17 protein-coding genes are annotated in these 16,778 nt (G+C 71.7%); 5 read left to right on the top strand and 12 right to left on the bottom strand.

Annotated features, from left to right (window positions below):
* Positions 1-38: 38 nt before the first annotated feature.
* Together ACFYOB_RS28740 and ACFYOB_RS28735 are read right to left on the bottom strand one after the other, a co-directional pair.
* Positions 39-1,583 carry an MFS transporter gene (locus ACFYOB_RS28740; RefSeq protein ID WP_388564320.1) on the bottom strand — a complete coding sequence of 515 codons (1,545 nt, stop codon included), beginning with the start codon at positions 1,581-1,583 and terminating at the stop codon, positions 39-41.
* Positions 1,583-2,131, bottom strand: a complete 549-nt coding sequence (locus tag ACFYOB_RS28735; protein WP_328924789.1) for a helix-turn-helix domain-containing protein — start codon at positions 2,129-2,131, stop codon at positions 1,583-1,585. The genes ACFYOB_RS28740 and ACFYOB_RS28735 overlap by 1 nt, the downstream gene beginning before the upstream one ends.
* A 98-nt stretch (positions 2,132-2,229) precedes the next feature.
* Between ACFYOB_RS28735 and ACFYOB_RS28730 the strand changes: the two genes are divergently transcribed.
* A complete protein-coding gene (locus ACFYOB_RS28730) occupies positions 2,230-2,739 on the top strand; it encodes an HAD domain-containing protein (RefSeq protein WP_388564507.1) in 510 nt (169 codons plus the stop codon).
* 141 nt (positions 2,740-2,880) lie between these two features.
* Here ACFYOB_RS28730 and argH read toward each other — a convergent pair whose 3' ends face one another.
* Both argH and ACFYOB_RS28720 read right to left on the bottom strand, forming a co-directional pair.
* Positions 2,881-4,308 (bottom strand): argininosuccinate lyase, encoded by a 1,428-nt coding sequence (gene argH / locus ACFYOB_RS28725; RefSeq protein WP_328924792.1) that lies wholly within the window; start codon positions 4,306-4,308, stop codon positions 2,881-2,883.
* A 109-nt stretch (positions 4,309-4,417) separates the two neighbouring features.
* A complete protein-coding gene (locus ACFYOB_RS28720; protein ID WP_388564316.1) occupies positions 4,418-5,611 on the bottom strand; it encodes an argininosuccinate synthase in 1,194 nt (397 codons plus the stop codon).
* A 176-nt stretch (positions 5,612-5,787) separates the two neighbouring features.
* Between ACFYOB_RS28720 and ACFYOB_RS28715 the strand changes: the two genes are divergently transcribed.
* From ACFYOB_RS28715 to ACFYOB_RS28705, 3 genes are read left to right on the top strand one after another with little or no spacing between them, the layout of a single operon-like run.
* Positions 5,788-7,284: a hypothetical protein gene (locus ACFYOB_RS28715; RefSeq protein ID WP_388564313.1), complete on the top strand. Its 1,497-nt coding sequence runs from the start codon at positions 5,788-5,790 to the stop codon at positions 7,282-7,284.
* Between the two features lie 5 nt (positions 7,285-7,289).
* Positions 7,290-7,871, top strand: coding sequence for a pyridoxamine 5'-phosphate oxidase family protein (locus tag ACFYOB_RS28710; RefSeq protein WP_388564310.1), 582 nt, complete (start codon positions 7,290-7,292; stop codon positions 7,869-7,871).
* A 6-nt stretch (positions 7,872-7,877) separates the two neighbouring features.
* Positions 7,878-8,573: a L,D-transpeptidase gene (locus tag ACFYOB_RS28705; RefSeq protein WP_388564504.1), complete on the top strand. Its 696-nt coding sequence runs from the start codon at positions 7,878-7,880 to the stop codon at positions 8,571-8,573.
* Between the two features lie 14 nt (positions 8,574-8,587).
* Here ACFYOB_RS28705 and ACFYOB_RS28700 read toward each other — a convergent pair whose 3' ends face one another.
* From ACFYOB_RS28700 to ACFYOB_RS28675, 6 genes are all read right to left on the bottom strand, one after another.
* Entirely contained in the window at positions 8,588-9,124 is a 537-nt protein-coding gene (locus ACFYOB_RS28700) for an arginine repressor (RefSeq protein WP_328924795.1), read from the bottom strand.
* A 7-nt stretch (positions 9,125-9,131) separates the two neighbouring features.
* On the bottom strand, positions 9,132-10,358 hold the full coding sequence (locus ACFYOB_RS28695; RefSeq protein WP_388564307.1) for an acetylornithine transaminase: 1,227 nt from the start codon (positions 10,356-10,358) through the stop codon (positions 9,132-9,134).
* Positions 10,355-11,263, bottom strand: a complete 909-nt coding sequence (gene argB, locus ACFYOB_RS28690) for an acetylglutamate kinase (RefSeq protein ID WP_388564304.1) — start codon at positions 11,261-11,263, stop codon at positions 10,355-10,357. Before argB ends, ACFYOB_RS28695 begins: the two co-directional genes overlap by 4 nt.
* Positions 11,260-12,417, bottom strand: a complete 1,158-nt coding sequence (argJ, locus tag ACFYOB_RS28685) for a bifunctional glutamate N-acetyltransferase/amino-acid acetyltransferase ArgJ (RefSeq protein ID WP_388564302.1) — start codon at positions 12,415-12,417, stop codon at positions 11,260-11,262. The genes argB and argJ overlap by 4 nt, the downstream gene beginning before the upstream one ends.
* Positions 12,414-13,442 carry an N-acetyl-gamma-glutamyl-phosphate reductase gene (gene argC, locus ACFYOB_RS28680; RefSeq protein ID WP_388564299.1) on the bottom strand — a complete coding sequence of 343 codons (1,029 nt, stop codon included), beginning with the start codon at positions 13,440-13,442 and terminating at the stop codon, positions 12,414-12,416. Before argC ends, argJ begins: the two co-directional genes overlap by 4 nt.
* 116 nt (positions 13,443-13,558) lie before the next feature.
* Positions 13,559-13,930: a hypothetical protein gene (locus ACFYOB_RS28675; RefSeq protein WP_388564297.1), complete on the bottom strand. Its 372-nt coding sequence runs from the start codon at positions 13,928-13,930 to the stop codon at positions 13,559-13,561.
* A 359-nt stretch (positions 13,931-14,289) separates the two neighbouring features.
* On the opposite strand from ACFYOB_RS28675, the gene ACFYOB_RS28670 reads away from it, so the two are divergent.
* Entirely contained in the window at positions 14,290-15,333 is a 1,044-nt protein-coding gene (locus tag ACFYOB_RS28670) for a PP2C family protein-serine/threonine phosphatase (protein WP_388564294.1), read from the top strand.
* A 52-nt stretch (positions 15,334-15,385) separates the two neighbouring features.
* Here ACFYOB_RS28670 and ACFYOB_RS28665 read toward each other — a convergent pair whose 3' ends face one another.
* Positions 15,386-16,135, bottom strand: a complete 750-nt coding sequence (locus ACFYOB_RS28665; RefSeq protein WP_388564291.1) for an N-acetyltransferase — start codon at positions 16,133-16,135, stop codon at positions 15,386-15,388.
* Positions 16,136-16,175: 40 nt separating this feature from the next.
* Positions 16,176-16,751, bottom strand: a complete 576-nt coding sequence (locus tag ACFYOB_RS28660) for a histidine phosphatase family protein (RefSeq protein ID WP_388564289.1) — start codon at positions 16,749-16,751, stop codon at positions 16,176-16,178.
* Between the last annotated feature and the right edge of the window lie 27 nt (positions 16,752-16,778).

The following is a 16,778-nucleotide window of genomic DNA, read 5'->3' as shown; positions in this document are numbered from 1 at the left end:
TGTCAACCCGACCCGGGACGCCACCCTCTGGCGGGACGTCAGTGCTCGATGCCCCCCTGGAGCTTTTGGCCCCTGAGCAGGAACCAGGCGGCCGCGGCGGTGGCCAGCAGCACGGCCGCGCCGACGCCGGAGGCGAGCCGCAGCCCGTCCACGAACGCCTCCTGGGCGGCGCCGACCATCACCTCGGCGGTGTGCGGATCCAGTGACCCGGCCGCGTCGACGGCCCCTCCGAGGGATTCGTGGGCGGCGTCGGCGACGGGTGCGGCGACGGAGTCCGGGGCGGTGAAGCCCTGGTAGACGCCGGTCACGATGGAGCCGAGCAGGGCGATGCCGAGGGCGGCGCCGAGTTCGTACGCCGTCTCGGAGACGGCCGAGGCCGAACCGGCCTGCTCCTTGGGCACGCTGGAGAGGATGACGTCGGCCGTGACGGTGAAGGAGAAGCCGGCGCCGAGGCCGACGACGAGCAGGGCCGCGCCGAGCAGCGGGTAGCCGGTCTCCTTGTGGATCACGGTGAGCACGGCGAGGGCCAGGCCGATGGCCGCGAGGCCGCCGGCGACGACGGACCGTACGGAGTGCCGGCGGGCGTACCGCCCGGCGGCCAGACCGGTGACCACCGCGCCGAGGGCGGCAGGCAGTTCGGCCAGGCCCGCCTCCAGCGGGTCGCGGCCCTGTACGAGCTGGAGGAACTGGGAGAGGAAGAAGACCAGCCCGGAGAGGCCGAAGACGGTGAGCAGGTCGGCGAGGACCGCGCCGGAGAATCCGCGGTGCTTGAAGAGCCGCATGTCGAGCAGCGGGGACGGCAGGGTGAACTGGCGGCGCACGAAGGCGTACAAGCACCCGGCGCCGATGACGGCGGCGGCCCAGACGCCCCGGGTCGCGCCATGGGTGGCGACTTCCTTGACGGCGTACACGACGCCGATGACGCCTATGAGCGACAGGCCGACGCTGACCAGGTCCCAGGGTCCGGCGACCGGGTTCTTCGACTCGGGCAGCAGCTTGATGCCGACGAGGACCAGGACGATCATCACGGGCAGGTTGATGAGGAAGACCGAGCCCCACCAGAAGTGCTGGAGCAGGGCCCCGCCGACGACCGGGCCGACGGCGGCGCCGGCGGAAGCGGTGGCGCCCCAGATGCCGATGGCGAGGCTGCGCTCCTTGGGGTCGTGGAAGATGTTGCGGATCAGCGCGAGGGTGGACGGCATCAGGGTCGCGCCGGCCACGCCGAGCAGGGCCCGGGCGACGATCATCATCTCGGGGCTGGTCGCGTAGGCGCTCAGCACGGAGACGGCGCCGAAGGCGGAGGCGCCGACCAGCAGCAGCTTCTTGCGGCCGATGCGGTCACCGAGGGAGCCCATGGAGACGAGCAGTCCGGCGATGACGAAGGAGTAGATGTCGCCGATCCACAGCAGCTGGGTGCCGGACGGCCCCAGGTCCTCGGAGAGGGACGGGGTGGCGAGACCGAGTACGGTGGCGTCCACCGCGACCAGCAGCACGGCCAGCACGAGCACGGAAAGCGCCAGCCAGCGCCCGGGGCTCCTCCCCTCCACCCCCGTCTGCACCTTGAGCTGTTCGGTACTGCTCATCACTCCACACTCCGTCGCGCGCCACCGAGCAGCAGCTCGATGATCATGTACTGAAAGTCCTTGGCCGCGACCCGGCCGTCCATGACGGCCCAGGCGCAGGTGCCGATGAGGCCGTAGAGGGCCTCGGTGAGCCAGGCGGGGCTCAGGTCGATGCGGATGTCGCCCTCGGCCTGGCCGCGCCGGAAGAGCGCGCCGACGCGGGCGTCGAGGCGGGCCCACCCCTCGTTGACCTGGTCGCCTTCGAACAGCTGGTTCTCGGTGACGAGGAAGGCCAGCAGCTCGGCATTGGGCTCGGCCTCCGCGACGAGCCTGCGCAGCGCGTCGACCGCGCTCCCCTCGTCCAGGCGGGCGTTGTCGAAGGCCACCTCGAACTCCCGGATGCCGAGTTCTTCGAGGGCCCGTACGAGGGCGTCGCGCCCGGCGAAGTGCCGGTGGAGGGTCGCGCGCCCGATCCCGGCGGCGCGGGCGACCTCGTCCATCGTGGCGGTCGACTTGCGGGAAAGCAGGGCGGCCGCGTCGCGGAGCACCTGGTCACGATCCATAGCCATGAGACAAGCATACCCCGAATGAGACGTCACCGTCTCATTCGATCGACAAATGAGCTGCGCACGGGCAGCCTGAAAGGAATCCTGGCGAGATGAAGCCGATGAAGCCGCTGCTGTTGATCGACGTCGACGGGCCGCTGAACCCCTACGCGGCCAAGCCCCAGCGCCGCCCCGAGGGGTACACCACCCACCGGATGCGACCGACGGGCTGGAGGGAAGCCGAGAGCGCGAAGCCGTTGCGGGTCTGGCTGAATCCCGACCACGGCGCGGAACTGCTCGCGCTGGCGGACGCGTACGAGCTGGTCTGGGCGACGACGTGGAAGGACGAGGCCAACGACTGGATAGCCCCGCACCTGGGCCTGCCGAGGCTCCCCTTCATCGACTGGCCGGTGATGCACGGCCGGGCGCCGCGCGGCACCTTCTGGAAGACGCAGTACGTCCTGGAATACGCGGGATCCCGGCCCTTCGCCTGGATCGACGACGACATCACGGCCATGGACCACGAGTACGTCGACCAGTTGCACCCGGCGCGGGCGCTGCTCATGCGGATCGACGAGCAGATCGGGCTGACCCGGGCGGACTTCGACAGGCTGGCGGACTGGGCGGCCTGAGCAACCGGGCGTGCTGGTCGGCCAGGGGAACGGGAACACCCTCTTCGTCCGCACCGCGACGCCGTCCGCGGCTGATCCCCGCACACGCCGCAGGGGCGGTACGGGCCGCGCGGGCCCGTACCGCCCCTGCGGGCGCGTCGGCTACTGCTTGTGGATCGCCCAGGCGTGCTGGATGACCAGGTCCGCCTTCAGCTCGGTCAGCTGGACGGCGACGGCCGACGGGGCCGTGCCACCGCGGCCGCTCCGCGACGCCAGCGCGCCCTTGACGTTCAGGACGGTCCGGACCTCGGGGGTCAAGTGCTCCGAGATCTTGGCGAACTGCTCGTCCGTCAGCTCGTCCAGCTCGATCCCGAGCACCTCGCACACCTTGACGCACTCACCGGCCACCTCGTGCGCCACCCTGAACGGCACACCCTGCTTGACCAGCCACTCCGCGATGTCGGTGGCGAGCGAGAAGCCCGCCGGAGCCAGCTCCTCCATCCGCTCCCGGTTGACCGTGAGGGTGGCCATCATCCCGGTGAAGGCCGGCAGCAGGACCTCAAGGGTGTCGCAGGAGTCGAAGACGGGCTCCTTGTCCTCCTGAAGGTCCCGGTTGTACGCCAGCGGCAGCGCCTTGAGGGTGGCGAGCAAACCGGTCAGGTTGCCGATGAGGCGTCCCGACTTGCCGCGCGCCAGCTCCGCGATGTCCGGGTTCTTCTTCTGCGGCATGATCGACGACCCGGTCGAGAAGGCGTCGTGCAGGGTCACGAAGGAGAACTCCTTCGTGTTCCAGATGATGATCTCCTCCGCGATCCGGGACAGGTTGATCCCGATCATCGCGGTGACGAAGGCGAACTCGGCGACGAAGTCGCGCGAGGCCGTGCCGTCGATCGAATTGCCGACCGAGCCCCGCTCGAAGCCCAGGTCGGCGGCGACCGCCTCCGGGTCCAGGCCCAGCGAGGAGCCGGCGAGGGCCCCCGAGCCGTACGGGGAGACCGCCGTGCGGGTGTCCCACTGCCGCAGCCGCTCCGCGTCCCGGGACAGGGACTGCACGTGGGCCAGTACGTGGTGCGCGAAGAGCACCGGCTGTGCGTGCTGGAGGTGGGTCCGGCCGGGCATCGCCACGTCCGCGTGGCTCTCGGCGAGGCCGACCAGCGCGTCCTGGAGGTCGGCGACCAGCCCGCCGATGATCCGTGCGTGGTCGCGCAGGTACATCCGGAAGAGGGTGGCCACCTGGTCGTTGCGGGACCGGCCGGCCCGCAGCTTGCCCCCGAGGTCGGGGCCGAGCCGCTCCAGCAGGCCGCGTTCCAGCGCGGTGTGCACGTCCTCGTCGGCGATGGTGCCCGTGAAGGAGCCGCTCGCGACATCGGCTTCGAGCTGGTCGAGGCCGGCGATCATGCGTTCGAGCTCATCGTGCGTGAGCAGGCCGGCCTTGTGCAGCACTCGGGCGTGCGCGCGGGAGCCCGCGATGTCGTACGGCGCGAGGCGCCAGTCGAAGTGGACCGACGCGGACAGCTTCGCGAGGGCCTCGGCCGGGCCGTCGGCAAAGCGGCCGCCCCAGAGCCGGACGTCACCGTTGTTGCTGCTCACAGCTTTGCTCCTCAAGACTGCATGGCTTCGGGTGTGCAACGGCCTCCCCGCCGCGGAGGTAACGGGGAGGCCGCATTCCTACTACGTGCTACGTGTTACGTGCTACGGCTCAGGCGAGGTCGCGGCGGGCCGCGATCTTCGAGGAGAGACCGAAGATCTCGATGAAGCCCTGGGCCTTGGACTGGTCGAAGGTGTCGCCCGAGTCATAGGTCGCCAGGTTGAAGTCGTACAGCGACTGGCCCGACTTCCGGCCGGTGACGACGGCGCGGCCGCCGTGCAGGGTCATCCGGATGTCACCCGTGACGTGTCGGCTGGCCTCGTCGATGAAGCCGTCCAGCGCCCGCTTCAGCGGGGAGAACCACAGGCCGTCGTAGACCAGCTCGCCCCAGCGCTGCTCGACCTGCCGCTTGTAGCGGGCCAGTTCGCGCTCGACCGTGACGTTCTCCAGCTCCTGATGGGCGCTGATCAGCGCGATCGCGCCCGGGGCCTCGTACACCTCGCGGGACTTGATGCCGACGAGACGGTCCTCGACGATGTCGATCCGGCCGATGCCCTGGGCTCCGGCGCGCTCGTTGAGCCGCTGGATCGCCTGGAGGACGGTGACCGGCTCGCCGTCGATCGCGACCGGGACACCGGCCTCGAAGGAGATGACGACCTCGTCGGCCTCGCGCGGGAGGGCCGGGTTCGAGGTGTACTCGTATATGTCCTCGATCGGCGCGTTCCAGATGTCCTCCAGGAAGCCCGTCTCGACGGCGCGCCCGAAGACGTTCTGGTCGATGGAGTACGGGGACTTCTTGGTGGTGGCGATCGGGAGGTCCGCCTTCTCGGCGAAGGCGATCGCCCTGTCCCGGGTCATCGCGTAGTCGCGGACCGGGGCGATGCACGTGAGGTCCGGGCCGAGGGCGGCGATGCCGGCCTCGAAGCGGACCTGGTCGTTGCCCTTGCCGGTGCAGCCGTGGGCGACGATCGAGGCGCCGTGCTTGGCGGCGGCGGCGACCAGGTGCTTGACGATCGCCGGCCGGGAGAGCGCCGAGACCAGCGGATAGCGGTCCATGTAGAGGGCGTTCGCCTTGATCGCCGGGAGGCAGTACTCGTCGGCGAATTCGTCCTTGGCGTCCGCGACCTCGGCCTCGACCGCACCGCAGGCGAGGGCGCGCTTGCGGATGACGTCGAGGTCCTCACCGCCCTGGCCGACGTCCACGGCGACGGCGATGACCTCGGCGCCCGTCTCCTCGGCGATCCAGCCGATGGCGACGGAGGTGTCCAGACCGCCTGAATAGGCGAGTACGACGCGCTCGGTCACGGGTGCCTCCTTACGGTGCGGTCAACGGCACGGTGCGATCAACGACAGGCATAACTATGCAGCACTCCGTATGTTTCGTCAATCGGGTCGCTGCCGCACTCCTGACCGGCTCGTATATCGAGGGCGCCGCCAGTGGCGGCCGCCTACGATCAGCGGCACACATCCGGGGAGGGCACATGTGGGACTTGCGACGGGACGCGCAGCGGGGGCGGGCCGCGGTGGCAGTCCTGCTGAGAAGGAACTCCGACCTCGCCGTCCGCATCCTCTTCCGGAGCGGGCCGGAAGCCTGGATCGCCTTCGACAAGGACGTACGGCGCGACCGCTCCCGGCTCGGCGGGGCCCTGCCGAGCAACCGGATCGAGGCCCGGCTGTGCGACCCCGACGGACGGATCCGCGAGTCCGCGCTGAGCGCGTGGCGGCGCCCGCCGCCGCAGCTCGTCGTGATCCGGTGCGCCGACTGGGTCCCGGCCGTGCGGGGCCGCGCCCGGCGCGTGCTCGGCAGGATCGTGGCCCTGGACCCCGTCGACACACTGATCACGCTCGCCCCGCTCATCCTCCGCCTCGGCCGACGCGAGCACGGCGCCTGGGCCGTGGACCAGCTGGAGGCGGCCCTGAGCGGCCGGTACTCCTCGCTCGCCGCGTGGTGGCGCCCCGGGCGGCCCTCGACGACGTGGAGCCAGAATTCGCTGACCGACGAGCAGCGCGACTTCGTCCTGGACCTCCTGCGCCTGCGGGCCGACCTTCCGGCCCGGCGGTTCGCCGCCCGGCTGACGTCGGAGACAGGCCGGACCGGCGTACGGGAGCTCGCCGCGCGGGCCCGCGACGAGCGGGACCCGGTGACGAGCCGGATCTGGACGGACGCCGCCCTGGCGGCCATGGCCGCCGACGGGCCGGACGGCGCGGCGATCGACGACCTCCTCGCCGGGCACCACCCGCTGGTCCGGGCCGGCGGGGTCACCGCCCTGCGCCGGGCCGGGCGTTCGGCGGAAGCCGTGAACCACCTCGCCGACCGCTCCGGCACGGTCCGGGCGTGCGCCCGCTGGCTGGTCCGGCAGGGCGGCGACGACCCGAACGCCGTCGCCCGCGCGCTGCTGGAGGACCCGGCCCGGGTGACCCCGTACGCCGTGACCGGCTTCGCCGAGTGTGCCCGGCCCGCGGACGCAACCCTGCTGCGCGCGTTGCTGGAGCACCCCGCCGGTGCGGTGCGGGCCGCCGCCGTGGGCGGGCTGCGGCTGCTGGACGCCACCGACCACGAGCTGCTGCGGCCGCTGTTGGACGACCCGTCGCCCGCCGTGGCCCGCGAGGTCTCCCTGAGCCTGCGCTCCGAGGCCGGGCGGCTGCCCGCCGACTGGCTGCTGGCCCGCACCGCTCCCGGGCGCCCGCTCCACACCCGCCGGGCCGCGTACCGGCTGCTGTACGCGCAGGGCGGTGTGGCATGGCTGCGGGCCGCCGTGGAGCTGCAGTCGGACGGGGACCCGGGCCTGAGGCGCCTCGCCGCGCAGCACATCCAGGGCCTGTGGCCCACCTACGGGCCGAAGAGCCTGCCGGCCCGGGACCCGGAGGTCGGCGCCCTGCTGGACCGTTGCACGGGGCTGGCCAGCGACTACGCCATCCGATGGATGTGCTCGCAGCTCGCAATTCCTCGTGCGGAGTGCGGCATGGGCGGATACTGATCTCCATGGGAAAGCAACACGAACGCATAGACGGCCGCCTGCGCACCTTCATCGAGGAGCAGCCGGTCTTCTTCACGGCGACCGCCCCGCTCGCGGGTGACGGGCACGTCAACCTGTCCCCCAAGGGCCGCGCCGGCACCCTCGTCGTCATCGACGAGCAGACCCTCGCCTACCTGGACTTCGGCGGCAGCGGCGCCGAGACGATCGCGCACGTCCGCGAGAACGGCCGGATCACCCTGATGTGGTGCGCGTTCTCCGGCCCGCCCAACATCGTGCGCATACACGGCGAGGGCGAGGCGGTCTTCCGCGACGACCCCCGCTGGGGCGAGCTGATCGCCCTGTTCGGCGACGCCGACGGGCCGTCCGCCCGCGCGGTCATCGTCGTCCACGCCCGCCGGATCGCCGATGTGTGCGGGTACGCCGTCCCCCTGATGGAGTACCAGGGCGAGCGCACCCTCCACGCGGAGTACTTCGGCCGCAAGACGGACGAGGAGTTCGCCGAGTACTGCGAGAAGAAGGACTTCATCGGAACGAGCCTCGACGGCCTGCCTGCGCTGCCTCTGCCCCTTCCGCCCCGTACCGTCTGACATGTGCTGCGTACCGCGCTCGTCACCGGCGTAACGATCGTCACCACCCTGATCCCGCAGGGCGTCCAGGGCCATCCCCCGCTGCCCGCCCGTCTCGCCGACACCGGCGGCGGAAGCCAGCTGATCACGGCCGTCGCACCCGCTCCCGGGTCCACGACCGGTCGACTGACCTGGTGGGACCGGCGGGCGGGGCGCTGGTACGTGGCCGGGAGCACGGACGCCCGCTTCGGGGCGAACGGACTGACCGAGGGCGCGACCCGGACCCAGGGCACGAACACCACGCCGACGGGCCTGTACGAACTCCCGTACGCCTTCGGCGTCCGGCGCGCACCGGCCGGAACGGAGTACCGCTACCGGAGGGTGACGGACCGTTCGTGGTGGTGCCAGGACAACGCGTCCGCCAGCTACAACCGCTGGGTGGAGCCGCTGCCCGCGGACTGCGCGCCGGGCGAGGCCGAGCACCTGGTGACGTACGAGAAGCAGTACGCGCACGCGCTGCTCATCGCCTTCAACTACGCCGAGCCCGTACGCGGCCGGGGCGCGGGAATCTTCCTGCACGTCAACGGCAAGGGCGCGACGGCCGGTTGCGTCTCCGTACCGATGAGGGCGATGCGGGAGATCCTGCGCTGGGCGAACCCGCGCCGCCACCCCCACATCGCGATCGGCACCCAGGAGGGGCCGCTCGCCGTCACCCGGTACTAGCCGGGAGGCGCCGGTCAGCCTTCCTTCTGGGCCAGGCGCAGGAGGTGGTCGGCCAGGGCCTGGCCGCCCGCCGGGTCACGGCTGATCAGCATCAGGGTGTCGTCACCCGCGATCGTGCCCAGGATCTCCCGGAGTTCGGCCTGGTCGATCGCCGAGGCGAGGAACTGCGCCGCACCCGGCGGGGTGCGCAGGACCACGAGGTTCGCCGAAGCCTCCGCCGAGATCAGCAGCTCCCCGGAGAGGCGCCGCATGCGCTCCTCCTTCGCGGACTCGCCGAGCGGGGCCTGCGGGGTGCGGAAACCGCCCTCGCTGGGCACCGCGTAGATCAGCTCGCCGCCGGTGTTGCGGATCTTCACCGCGCCCAGCTCGTCGAGGTCGCGGGAGAGCGTCGCCTGGGTGACGCTCAGCCCGTCGTCGGCGAGCAGCTTGGCCAGCTGGCTCTGGGAGCGGACCGGTTGCCGGTTGAGGATGTCCACGATCCGGCGGTGGCGGGCGGTGCGGGTCTGCGGGACGGCCTGCCCGCCGTACTCGTTGTCCTGCGCCTGACTCATCGTCGTCTCATTCTCCGGATCCGTCCCCGTTGGCTGCGTCGAGGATGCCGGGCAGGTCCCGGAGGAACGCGTCCGCCTCGGCCTCGGAGAGTACGTACGGAGGCATGAGCCGTACGACGTCGGGGGCGGGCGCGTTGACCAGGTAGCCGGCGTCCTGAGCCGCCTGTTGCACCTGGGGTGCGAGGGGCTCGGTCAGCACGATACCCAGGAGAAGGCCCGCACCGCGGACGTGGGAGACCAGCGGATGTGCGGAAGACTCGATTCCGGAGCGCAGCCGCTCGCCGCGCGCCTTGACCTGGTCGAGCAGGCCCTCGGTCGCGATGGTGTCGATGACGGCCAGGCCTGCGGCGCAGGCCACCGGGTTCCCGCCGAAGGTGGTGCCGTGCTGACCGGGCCGGAGCAGGTCCGCGGCCGGGCCGAAGGCGACGACGGCGCCGATGGGCAGACCGCCGCCCAGCCCCTTGGCGAGGGTGACGAGGTCGGGCTCGACGCCCTCGTGGGCCTGGTGCTCGAACCACTGGCCGCACCGGCCGATGCCGGTCTGCACCTCGTCGAGGACGAGGAGGGTGCCGGTGGCGCGGGTGATCTCACGGGCGGCCGTCAGGTAGCCGGCGGGCGGGACGACGACACCGTTCTCGCCCTGGATGGGCTCGATGACGACGAGCGCGGTCCGCTCGGTGACGGCGGCGCGCAGGGCCTCTGCGTCGCCGTACGGGACGTGCGTGACGTCGCCGGGCAGCGGCAGGAAGGGGTCCTGCTTCGTCGGCTGGCCGGTGAGTGCGAGGGCGCCCATGGTCCGGCCGTGGAATCCGCCGGTTGTGGCGACCATGTGGGTCCGCCCGGTCAGCCTGCCGATCTTGAAGGCGGCTTCGACGGCCTCCGCGCCGGAGTTGCAGAAGAAGACCTTGCCGGGGCGGCCGAAGAGCTGGAGCAGCCGCTCGCCGAGCGCGATGACCGGCTCGGAGGCGTAGAGGTTGGAGACGTGGCCCAGCGTCGAGATCTGGCCGGTCACGGCCGCGACGATCGCCGGGTGGGCGTGGCCGAGGGCGTTGACCGCGATGCCGCCGACGAAATCGGTGTACTGCTTGCCGTCCGCGTCCCAGACCTGGGCGCCCTCACCGCGTACGAGGGCCAGCGCCGGGGTGCCGTAGTTGTTCGTCAGCGCGTCCTGCCAGCGGGCGCTGTACCGCTGGTTGCCGGTCTCCTGATGGCCGGTCTCCTGATCGCCGGTCACTGCGCTCCCCCTTGCCGCTCGTCGGGCACGACCATCGTGCCGATTCCCTCGTCCGTGAAGATTTCCAGCAGGATCGAGTGCTGGACCCGTCCGTCGATCACCCGTGCGGTGCTGACGCCGCCCCGGACGGCGTGCAGGCAGCCCTGCATCTTGGGCACCATGCCGCTGGACAGCTCGGGCAGCAGCTTCTCCAGCTCGCTGACGGTGAGCCTGCTGATGACCTCGTCGCTGTTGGGCCAGTCCGCGTAAAGGCCCTCGACGTCGGTGAGGACCATCAGCGTCTCGGCGCCGAGCGCGGCGGCCAGCGCCGCGGCGGCCGTGTCGGCGTTCACGTTGTACACGTGGTGGTCGTCGGCGCTGCGCGCGATGGAGGAGATGACCGGGATCCGGCCGTCCGCCAGCAGCGCCTCGATCGCGCCGGTGTCGATGGCGGTGATCTCGCCGACCCGCCCGATGTCGACGAGCTCGCCGTCGATCTCCGGGCTGTGCTTGGTGGCGGTGATGGTGTGGGCGTCCTCGCCGGTCAGGCCGACGGCGAGCGGCCCGTGCTCGTTGAGCAGGCCGACCAGCTCGCGCTGGACCTGCCCCGCCAGGACCATCCGTACGACGTCCATGGCCTCCGGGGTCGTGACGCGCAAGCCCGCCTTGAATTCGCTGACCAGGCCCTGCTTGTCGAGCTGGGCGTTGATCTGGGGGCCGCCGCCGTGCACCACGACGGGCTTCAGGCCCGCCTGGCGCAGGAAGACCACGTCCTGGGCGAAGGCGGCCTTGAGGTCCTGGTCGATCATGGCGTTGCCGCCGAACTTGATGACGACGACCTTGCCGTTGTGCCGGGTGAGCCAGGGCAGGGCTTCGATGAGGATCTCCGCCTTGGGGAGAGCGGTGTGCTTCCTGGCGGTGCTCATGAGCTGTACGCGCTGTTCTCGTGGACGTACTCGGCGGTCAGGTCGTTGGCCCAGATGACGGCGGATTCGCCGCCGGTGGACAGGTCGGCGGTGATGCGGACCTCCCGGTCCTTCATGCTCACCAGGTCGCGGTCCTCGCCGACCGAGCCGTTCTTGCAGACCCAGACGCCGTTGATCGCCACGTTCAGCCGGTCGGGGTCGAAGGCTGCCTTGGTGGTGCCGATGGCGGAGAGCACCCGGCCCCAGTTGGGGTCCTCGCCGTGGATGGCGCACTTGAGCAGGTTGTTCCGGGCGATGGACCGGCCGACCTCGACCGCGTCGTCCTCGCTGGCCGCGCCGATCACCTCGATGCGGATGTCCTTGCTGGCGCCTTCGGCGTCGCCGATCAGCTGGCGGGCGAGGTCGTCGCAGACGGTGCGTACGGCCTCGGCGAACTCCTCGTACGCGGGCACCTGGCCGGAGGCACCGGAGGCGAGCAGCAGCACCGTGTCGTTGGTGGACATGCAGCCGTCGGAGTCGACCCGGTCGAAGGTGGTGCGGGTGGCGGAGCGCAGCGCCCGGTCGAGGGTGGGGCTGTCCACGTCGGCGTCGGTGGTGAGGACGACGAGCATGGTGGCCAGGCCGGGGGCGAGCATGCCCGCGCCCTTGGCCATACCGCCGACGGTCCAGCCTCCCTGGGAGACGGTGGCCGTCTTGTGCACGGTGTCGGTGGTCTTGATGGCGATGGCCGCGGCCTCGCCGCCGTCCGCCGACAGGGCGGCCGCGGCGGTCTCGATGCCCGGGAGCAGCTTGTCCATGGGGAGCAGGACACCGATCAGGCCGGTGGACGCGACCGCGACCTCGCCGGCGTTGAAGTCCGCTCCGAGCGTTTCGGCGACCTTCTCGGCGGTGGCGTGGGTGTCCTGGAAGCCCTTGGGGCCGGTGCAGGCGTTGGCACCGCCGGAGTTCAGGACGACCGCGCTGACCGCGGCGCCGCGCAGGACCTGCTCGGACCAGTGCACGGGCGCGGCCTTGACGCGGTTGGAGGTGAAGACACCCGCGGCGGAAAGCCGCGGCCCGTGGTTGACCACGAGGGCAAGGTCCGGGTTGCCGTTCGCCTTGATCCCGGCGGCGATGCCGGCCGCGGTGAATCCCTGTGCTGCCGTGACGCTCACGGTGCCACTCCGATCGTGGAAAGCCCCAGGCTCTCGTGAAGCCCGAGGGCGATGTTCATGCTCTGTACCGCGCCGCCGGCGGTGCCCTTGGTCAGGTTGTCGATGGCGCTGATGGCGATGATGCGCTGCGCGGACTCGTCGTGGGCGACCTGCAGGTGAACGGCGTTGGATCCGTGGACGGACTTGGTGGACGGCCACTGGCCCTCGGGCAGCAGCCGCACGAAGGGCTCGTCGGCGTACGCCTTCTCGTAGGCGGCGCGCAGCGATTCGGCGGTGGTGCCCGGAAGGGCCTTGGCGGAGCAGGTGGCGAGGATGCCGCGGGCCATCGGCACGAGGGTCGGCGTGAACGACACGCTGACCTCGGTGCCCGCGAGCGGGGACAGGTTCTGCACCATCTCGGGGGTGTGCCGGTGGCCGCCGCCCACTCCGTACGGGGTGACGCTGCCCATGACCTCGGCGCCGAGCAGGTGGGTCTTGAGCGCCTTGCCCGCGCCCGAGGTGCCGGTGGCGGCGACGACCACGACCTCCGGCCCGGCGAGCCGCGCCTGGTACGCGGGGAACAGCGCGAGGGAGACGGCGGTGGGGAAGCAGCCGGGGACGGCGATCCGCTTGGCCCCCTGGAGCGCGGCGCGCCCGCCGGGCAGCTCGGGGAGCCCGTACGGCCAGGTCCCGGCGTGCGGGGCGCCGTAGAACTTGTCCCAGTCGGCCGAGCTCTTGAGCCGGTGGTCGGCGCCCATGTCGACGACGAGGACGTCGTCGCCGAGCTGGGCGGCGACGGCGGCGGACTGGCCGTGCGGGAGCGCGAGGAACACGACGTCGTGGCCCGCGAGGACCTCGGCACTGGTCGCCTCCAGGGTCCGCCCCGCGAGCGGCACGAGGTGCGGCTGCAGGGAGCCGAGGAGCTGTCCGGCGTTGGAGTTGCCGGTCAGCGCGCCGATCTCCACCTCGGGGTGCGAGAGGAGCAGGCGCAGGAGTTCACCGCCCGCGTATCCGCTCGCTCCGGCCACCGCTACACGTACCACCATCGGACCTCCTCATCGATGGCATGACTATACGTACCGACGCACTTTTATGCAAAGCCCGGATCACCCGGCCGGCTCCGGGAAATGAGACCGGGCGCTCCAGTTGGCGGGTGAGCGCTTCAGGTGGCGAGTCGGTTCGCGGAGACCAGCCACCGCCAGCGGCGGCGCTCCGTGACGAGGGTGGCGGCGGCCAGCAGGGTCACGGGGGCCGCCGCCCAGGCGGGCCAGGCCAGCCACGAGGAGACCACGGCCGCGGCGAGCTGGAGCAGCACCAGCAGGATCGTGGCCCAGCCCGGCACCGCGACGATCACGTTGGCCTTGTCCCCCGGCGTGGAGAACAACGTCGGAAGGCCGATCAGGGCCAGCACGGACAGGGCGGCAAGCAGCCACGAGTGGCCGGCCAGGGCCCAGGGGGTGGCCACCCACGCGACGAGTTCCGTCGCGAAGCGCAGGGCGGACGCAGCGCGGTCGTCCGGCCGTCTCAAGGTCATTGCCCCATCAGCAGCGTCGGTCACCTGCGGACGATCTCACGGCGCACGGCTGACTGCTAGGGGGCCGGACGCCGCCGTCGCCCCATGGCTTCCCGCCCATGCCCCCGCCGGGAGGCACGGCACGCCGAGCGCTTCCGTTGGCGGATGGGTGGCCTGGCCGGCGGGCGCAGGAGCTCCCGGGCGCCGCCGGTCACGGTTCCCGGGAGGCCGCGGCGGCTTCCGCGGGGCAGGCTGTTCCCATGGGGTCACATCCTCGCTCACCTGTTCGGCAAGGGGCGTCCTTTCGACCAAGAGCGGGCCGTCACGGCTCGATCCTGTTCACGCTGGGGAAATGTGCGCCGTTCGCGATCGCGCTGGGCGTGCTGGGCATCGAGCTCTCGCCCGCACACGAACTGGTCACCGGTCCCATGCTCACCACGACGCCGGCGCTGGCCGCGCTGACGATGGGCCCGATGGGCACACTGTCCGCGGCAGCCCTCGCCGCGGCTGTGAACTCGACCTCGGCGACCTACAACCACTCGTGGGGAACCCAGACCCAGCTGATCGTCGGCAATTACCTGGCGATCATCGTGGTGTCCGTAGCCAGTGTCACCCTGAGCAAAGCGGTGCGCACCCGCAGGCAGATCGAGCTCGACCAGGTCCGCCGGATCGCGGTGGCGGCTCAGGAGGTCGTCCTGCGGCCCGTCCCCGAGCTCCTGGGCCCTGTACGGGCGGCCAGCCTGTGCCTCGCGGCCGGGACGGGGGCGCAGATAGGCGGCGATCTGTACGAGGCCGTGCAGACGCGCTACGGCGTCCGCCTGATCGTGGGGGACGTCCGGGGGAAAGGGCTGTCCGCCATACGCGCGGTCGCGGTGGCATTGGGCGCGTTCCGCGAGGCCGTCCACTACGAGGACGAGGTGCAGGAGGTCATGAACCGTTGCTCGGCCGCGCTGCGGCGGGAGGCCGCCGTACCGGGTACCTACTCCCAGGCAGAGCTTCCCGAGGTCCTCATGGAGGGATTCACCACCGCGCTCATCGCCCAGGTGCCGGACGAGCCGGTGGTGCAGCTGGTCAACCGCGGCCATCCGCCTCCGCTGGTGCTGCACCAGGGCAGGGTCCGGGCCCTGATGCCCGCCTCACCACTGCCGCCCCTCGGCCTGGAGGACCTCGTCAGCGGTCCTCCGGCCAAGCCCGAGAGCTACCCGTTCCTGCCCGGTGACCGGCTGCTGCTCTACACCGACGGCGTGATCGAAGCCCGCGACCGTGACAACGACTTCCTCCCGCTGCCGCGGACCATGGAGCAGATACCCGCCGGCGCCTCCCCACAGGAGTTCCTGGCCGAACTGCACAAGGCATTGATCCGCCACACCGGGGGCCGCTTGACGGACGACGTGGCGATGATCCTCATCGACCGGCTCGTGTGAAGAGGGCCGGCCCCCGCGTCGCACGCCGACGGGTCCGGGAACGCCCCCTCCGTCAGCCGAGCGGGTGGCGGACCCAGACGTTCGGCTCCACGTAGACCGCGTAGCCCTGTTCCGGTTCGCAGCGGACCGGGGCTAGCGCGCCCGGGACGTGGACCGGGCCGGGCGCATCGAAGGGCAGTCCCGTCCAGTCGCGCCACTGCGCGAGCGAGCCGGTGATCGTCATCGAGAGCGGGGCCACCGAGTCGATGACGCCGCCCGCGCGGACGTGGACGCGCAGCCAGGGGTCGTGCGGCAGGCCGTCCTCGCGGGTCCGGTACGCGTACTCGTGGATCGAGGTGTCCGGCTCGGCCGGCTTTCCGCTGGGCCGCACGGGGGCCACCGCCTCCGCGAAGCCGCGGACACGCGCGTTCTCCCGCATCGCGGCCAGCATCAGGCCGGACAGACCCTCGCCCTGCCGGCCGGTGGCGATGCTGATCTCGATCGCGCTCACGGTGTCGGGCTCGACCCCCCGTCGGCGGTCGGAGAAGGCCCACATCAGGATCCGGTCCCAGCCCTGCGCGGGCAGCACCCCGTCGCGGCCCGGCGCGTGCTGCGCGAAGGGCAGGCTGAAGCCGCGGGCGACCACCGCGTCTCCGTCCGTGGCGACCAGGACGTACTCCGGGAACTCGGCCACCATCCGCGGGTACAGCAGCCAGGCCAGTGAGTCGTGCTGGGCGAACTCGGGCCAGGAGTCCTCCATGTCCCAGAGTCGCGGCGCAAGTTCGGGCCGCTCCGCGAGCGTGCTGATCATGATTCCGGTCATCGTCGCAGGCTAGGAGGGGGCCGTTGGGGGTGCAATCGATTTACACCGGTGGCTGGAGGGAGAGGTGCCAGCGCCCCGACCAGCCCGTCAGGGTCATTGTGGACAGCGGCCGCACGTCCACGTTCCAGTAGGTCAGCGGCGGCGCCTTCAGCGCGTAGACGAGGGCCGCCCGGACCACGGAGGGCTCCGCCACCGCCACGATCCGGCCCCCGTCGTCGGCCGGCCTGGTGTCAAGCCAGCCGCCGATCCGGGAGATGAAGGCGAGCAGTGACTCCCCGCCGTGCGGGGCGGCCCGCGGGTCGGTCAGCCAGAGGTCCACCGCCCCCGGTTCGTGCGCGGTCACCTCGGCGAGGGTCAGACCCCGCCAGCGGCCCATGTCGCACTCGCGGAGCGCGGGCTGCGCGAGCGGCGCGTACCCGAGGGCCTCGCCGGTGGCCCGGCTGCGCGGGGTCGGCGAGCAGTAGCGCAGCTCGGCCGCGCCCAGCGGTACGAGCCCGTGGGCGGCGTACTCCACCGACCGGCGGCCCGGGCCGTCCAGCGGCCGGTCGTCGTCGAAGCGCTCGGCGAGCAGCGAGGAACTGCGGGCTGCCGCGACGAGCGAAACCCGAACATGCATGCGGTGATGGTGAGCCGCGCGGCGCAC

The organism is Streptomyces sp. NPDC006463 (genome assembly GCF_042870715.1).
Lineage (GTDB): Bacteria > Actinomycetota > Actinomycetes > Streptomycetales > Streptomycetaceae > Streptomyces.
The sequence above is the reverse complement of the archived record's forward strand: the minus strand, read 5'-3'. Positions and strand labels throughout refer to the sequence as shown.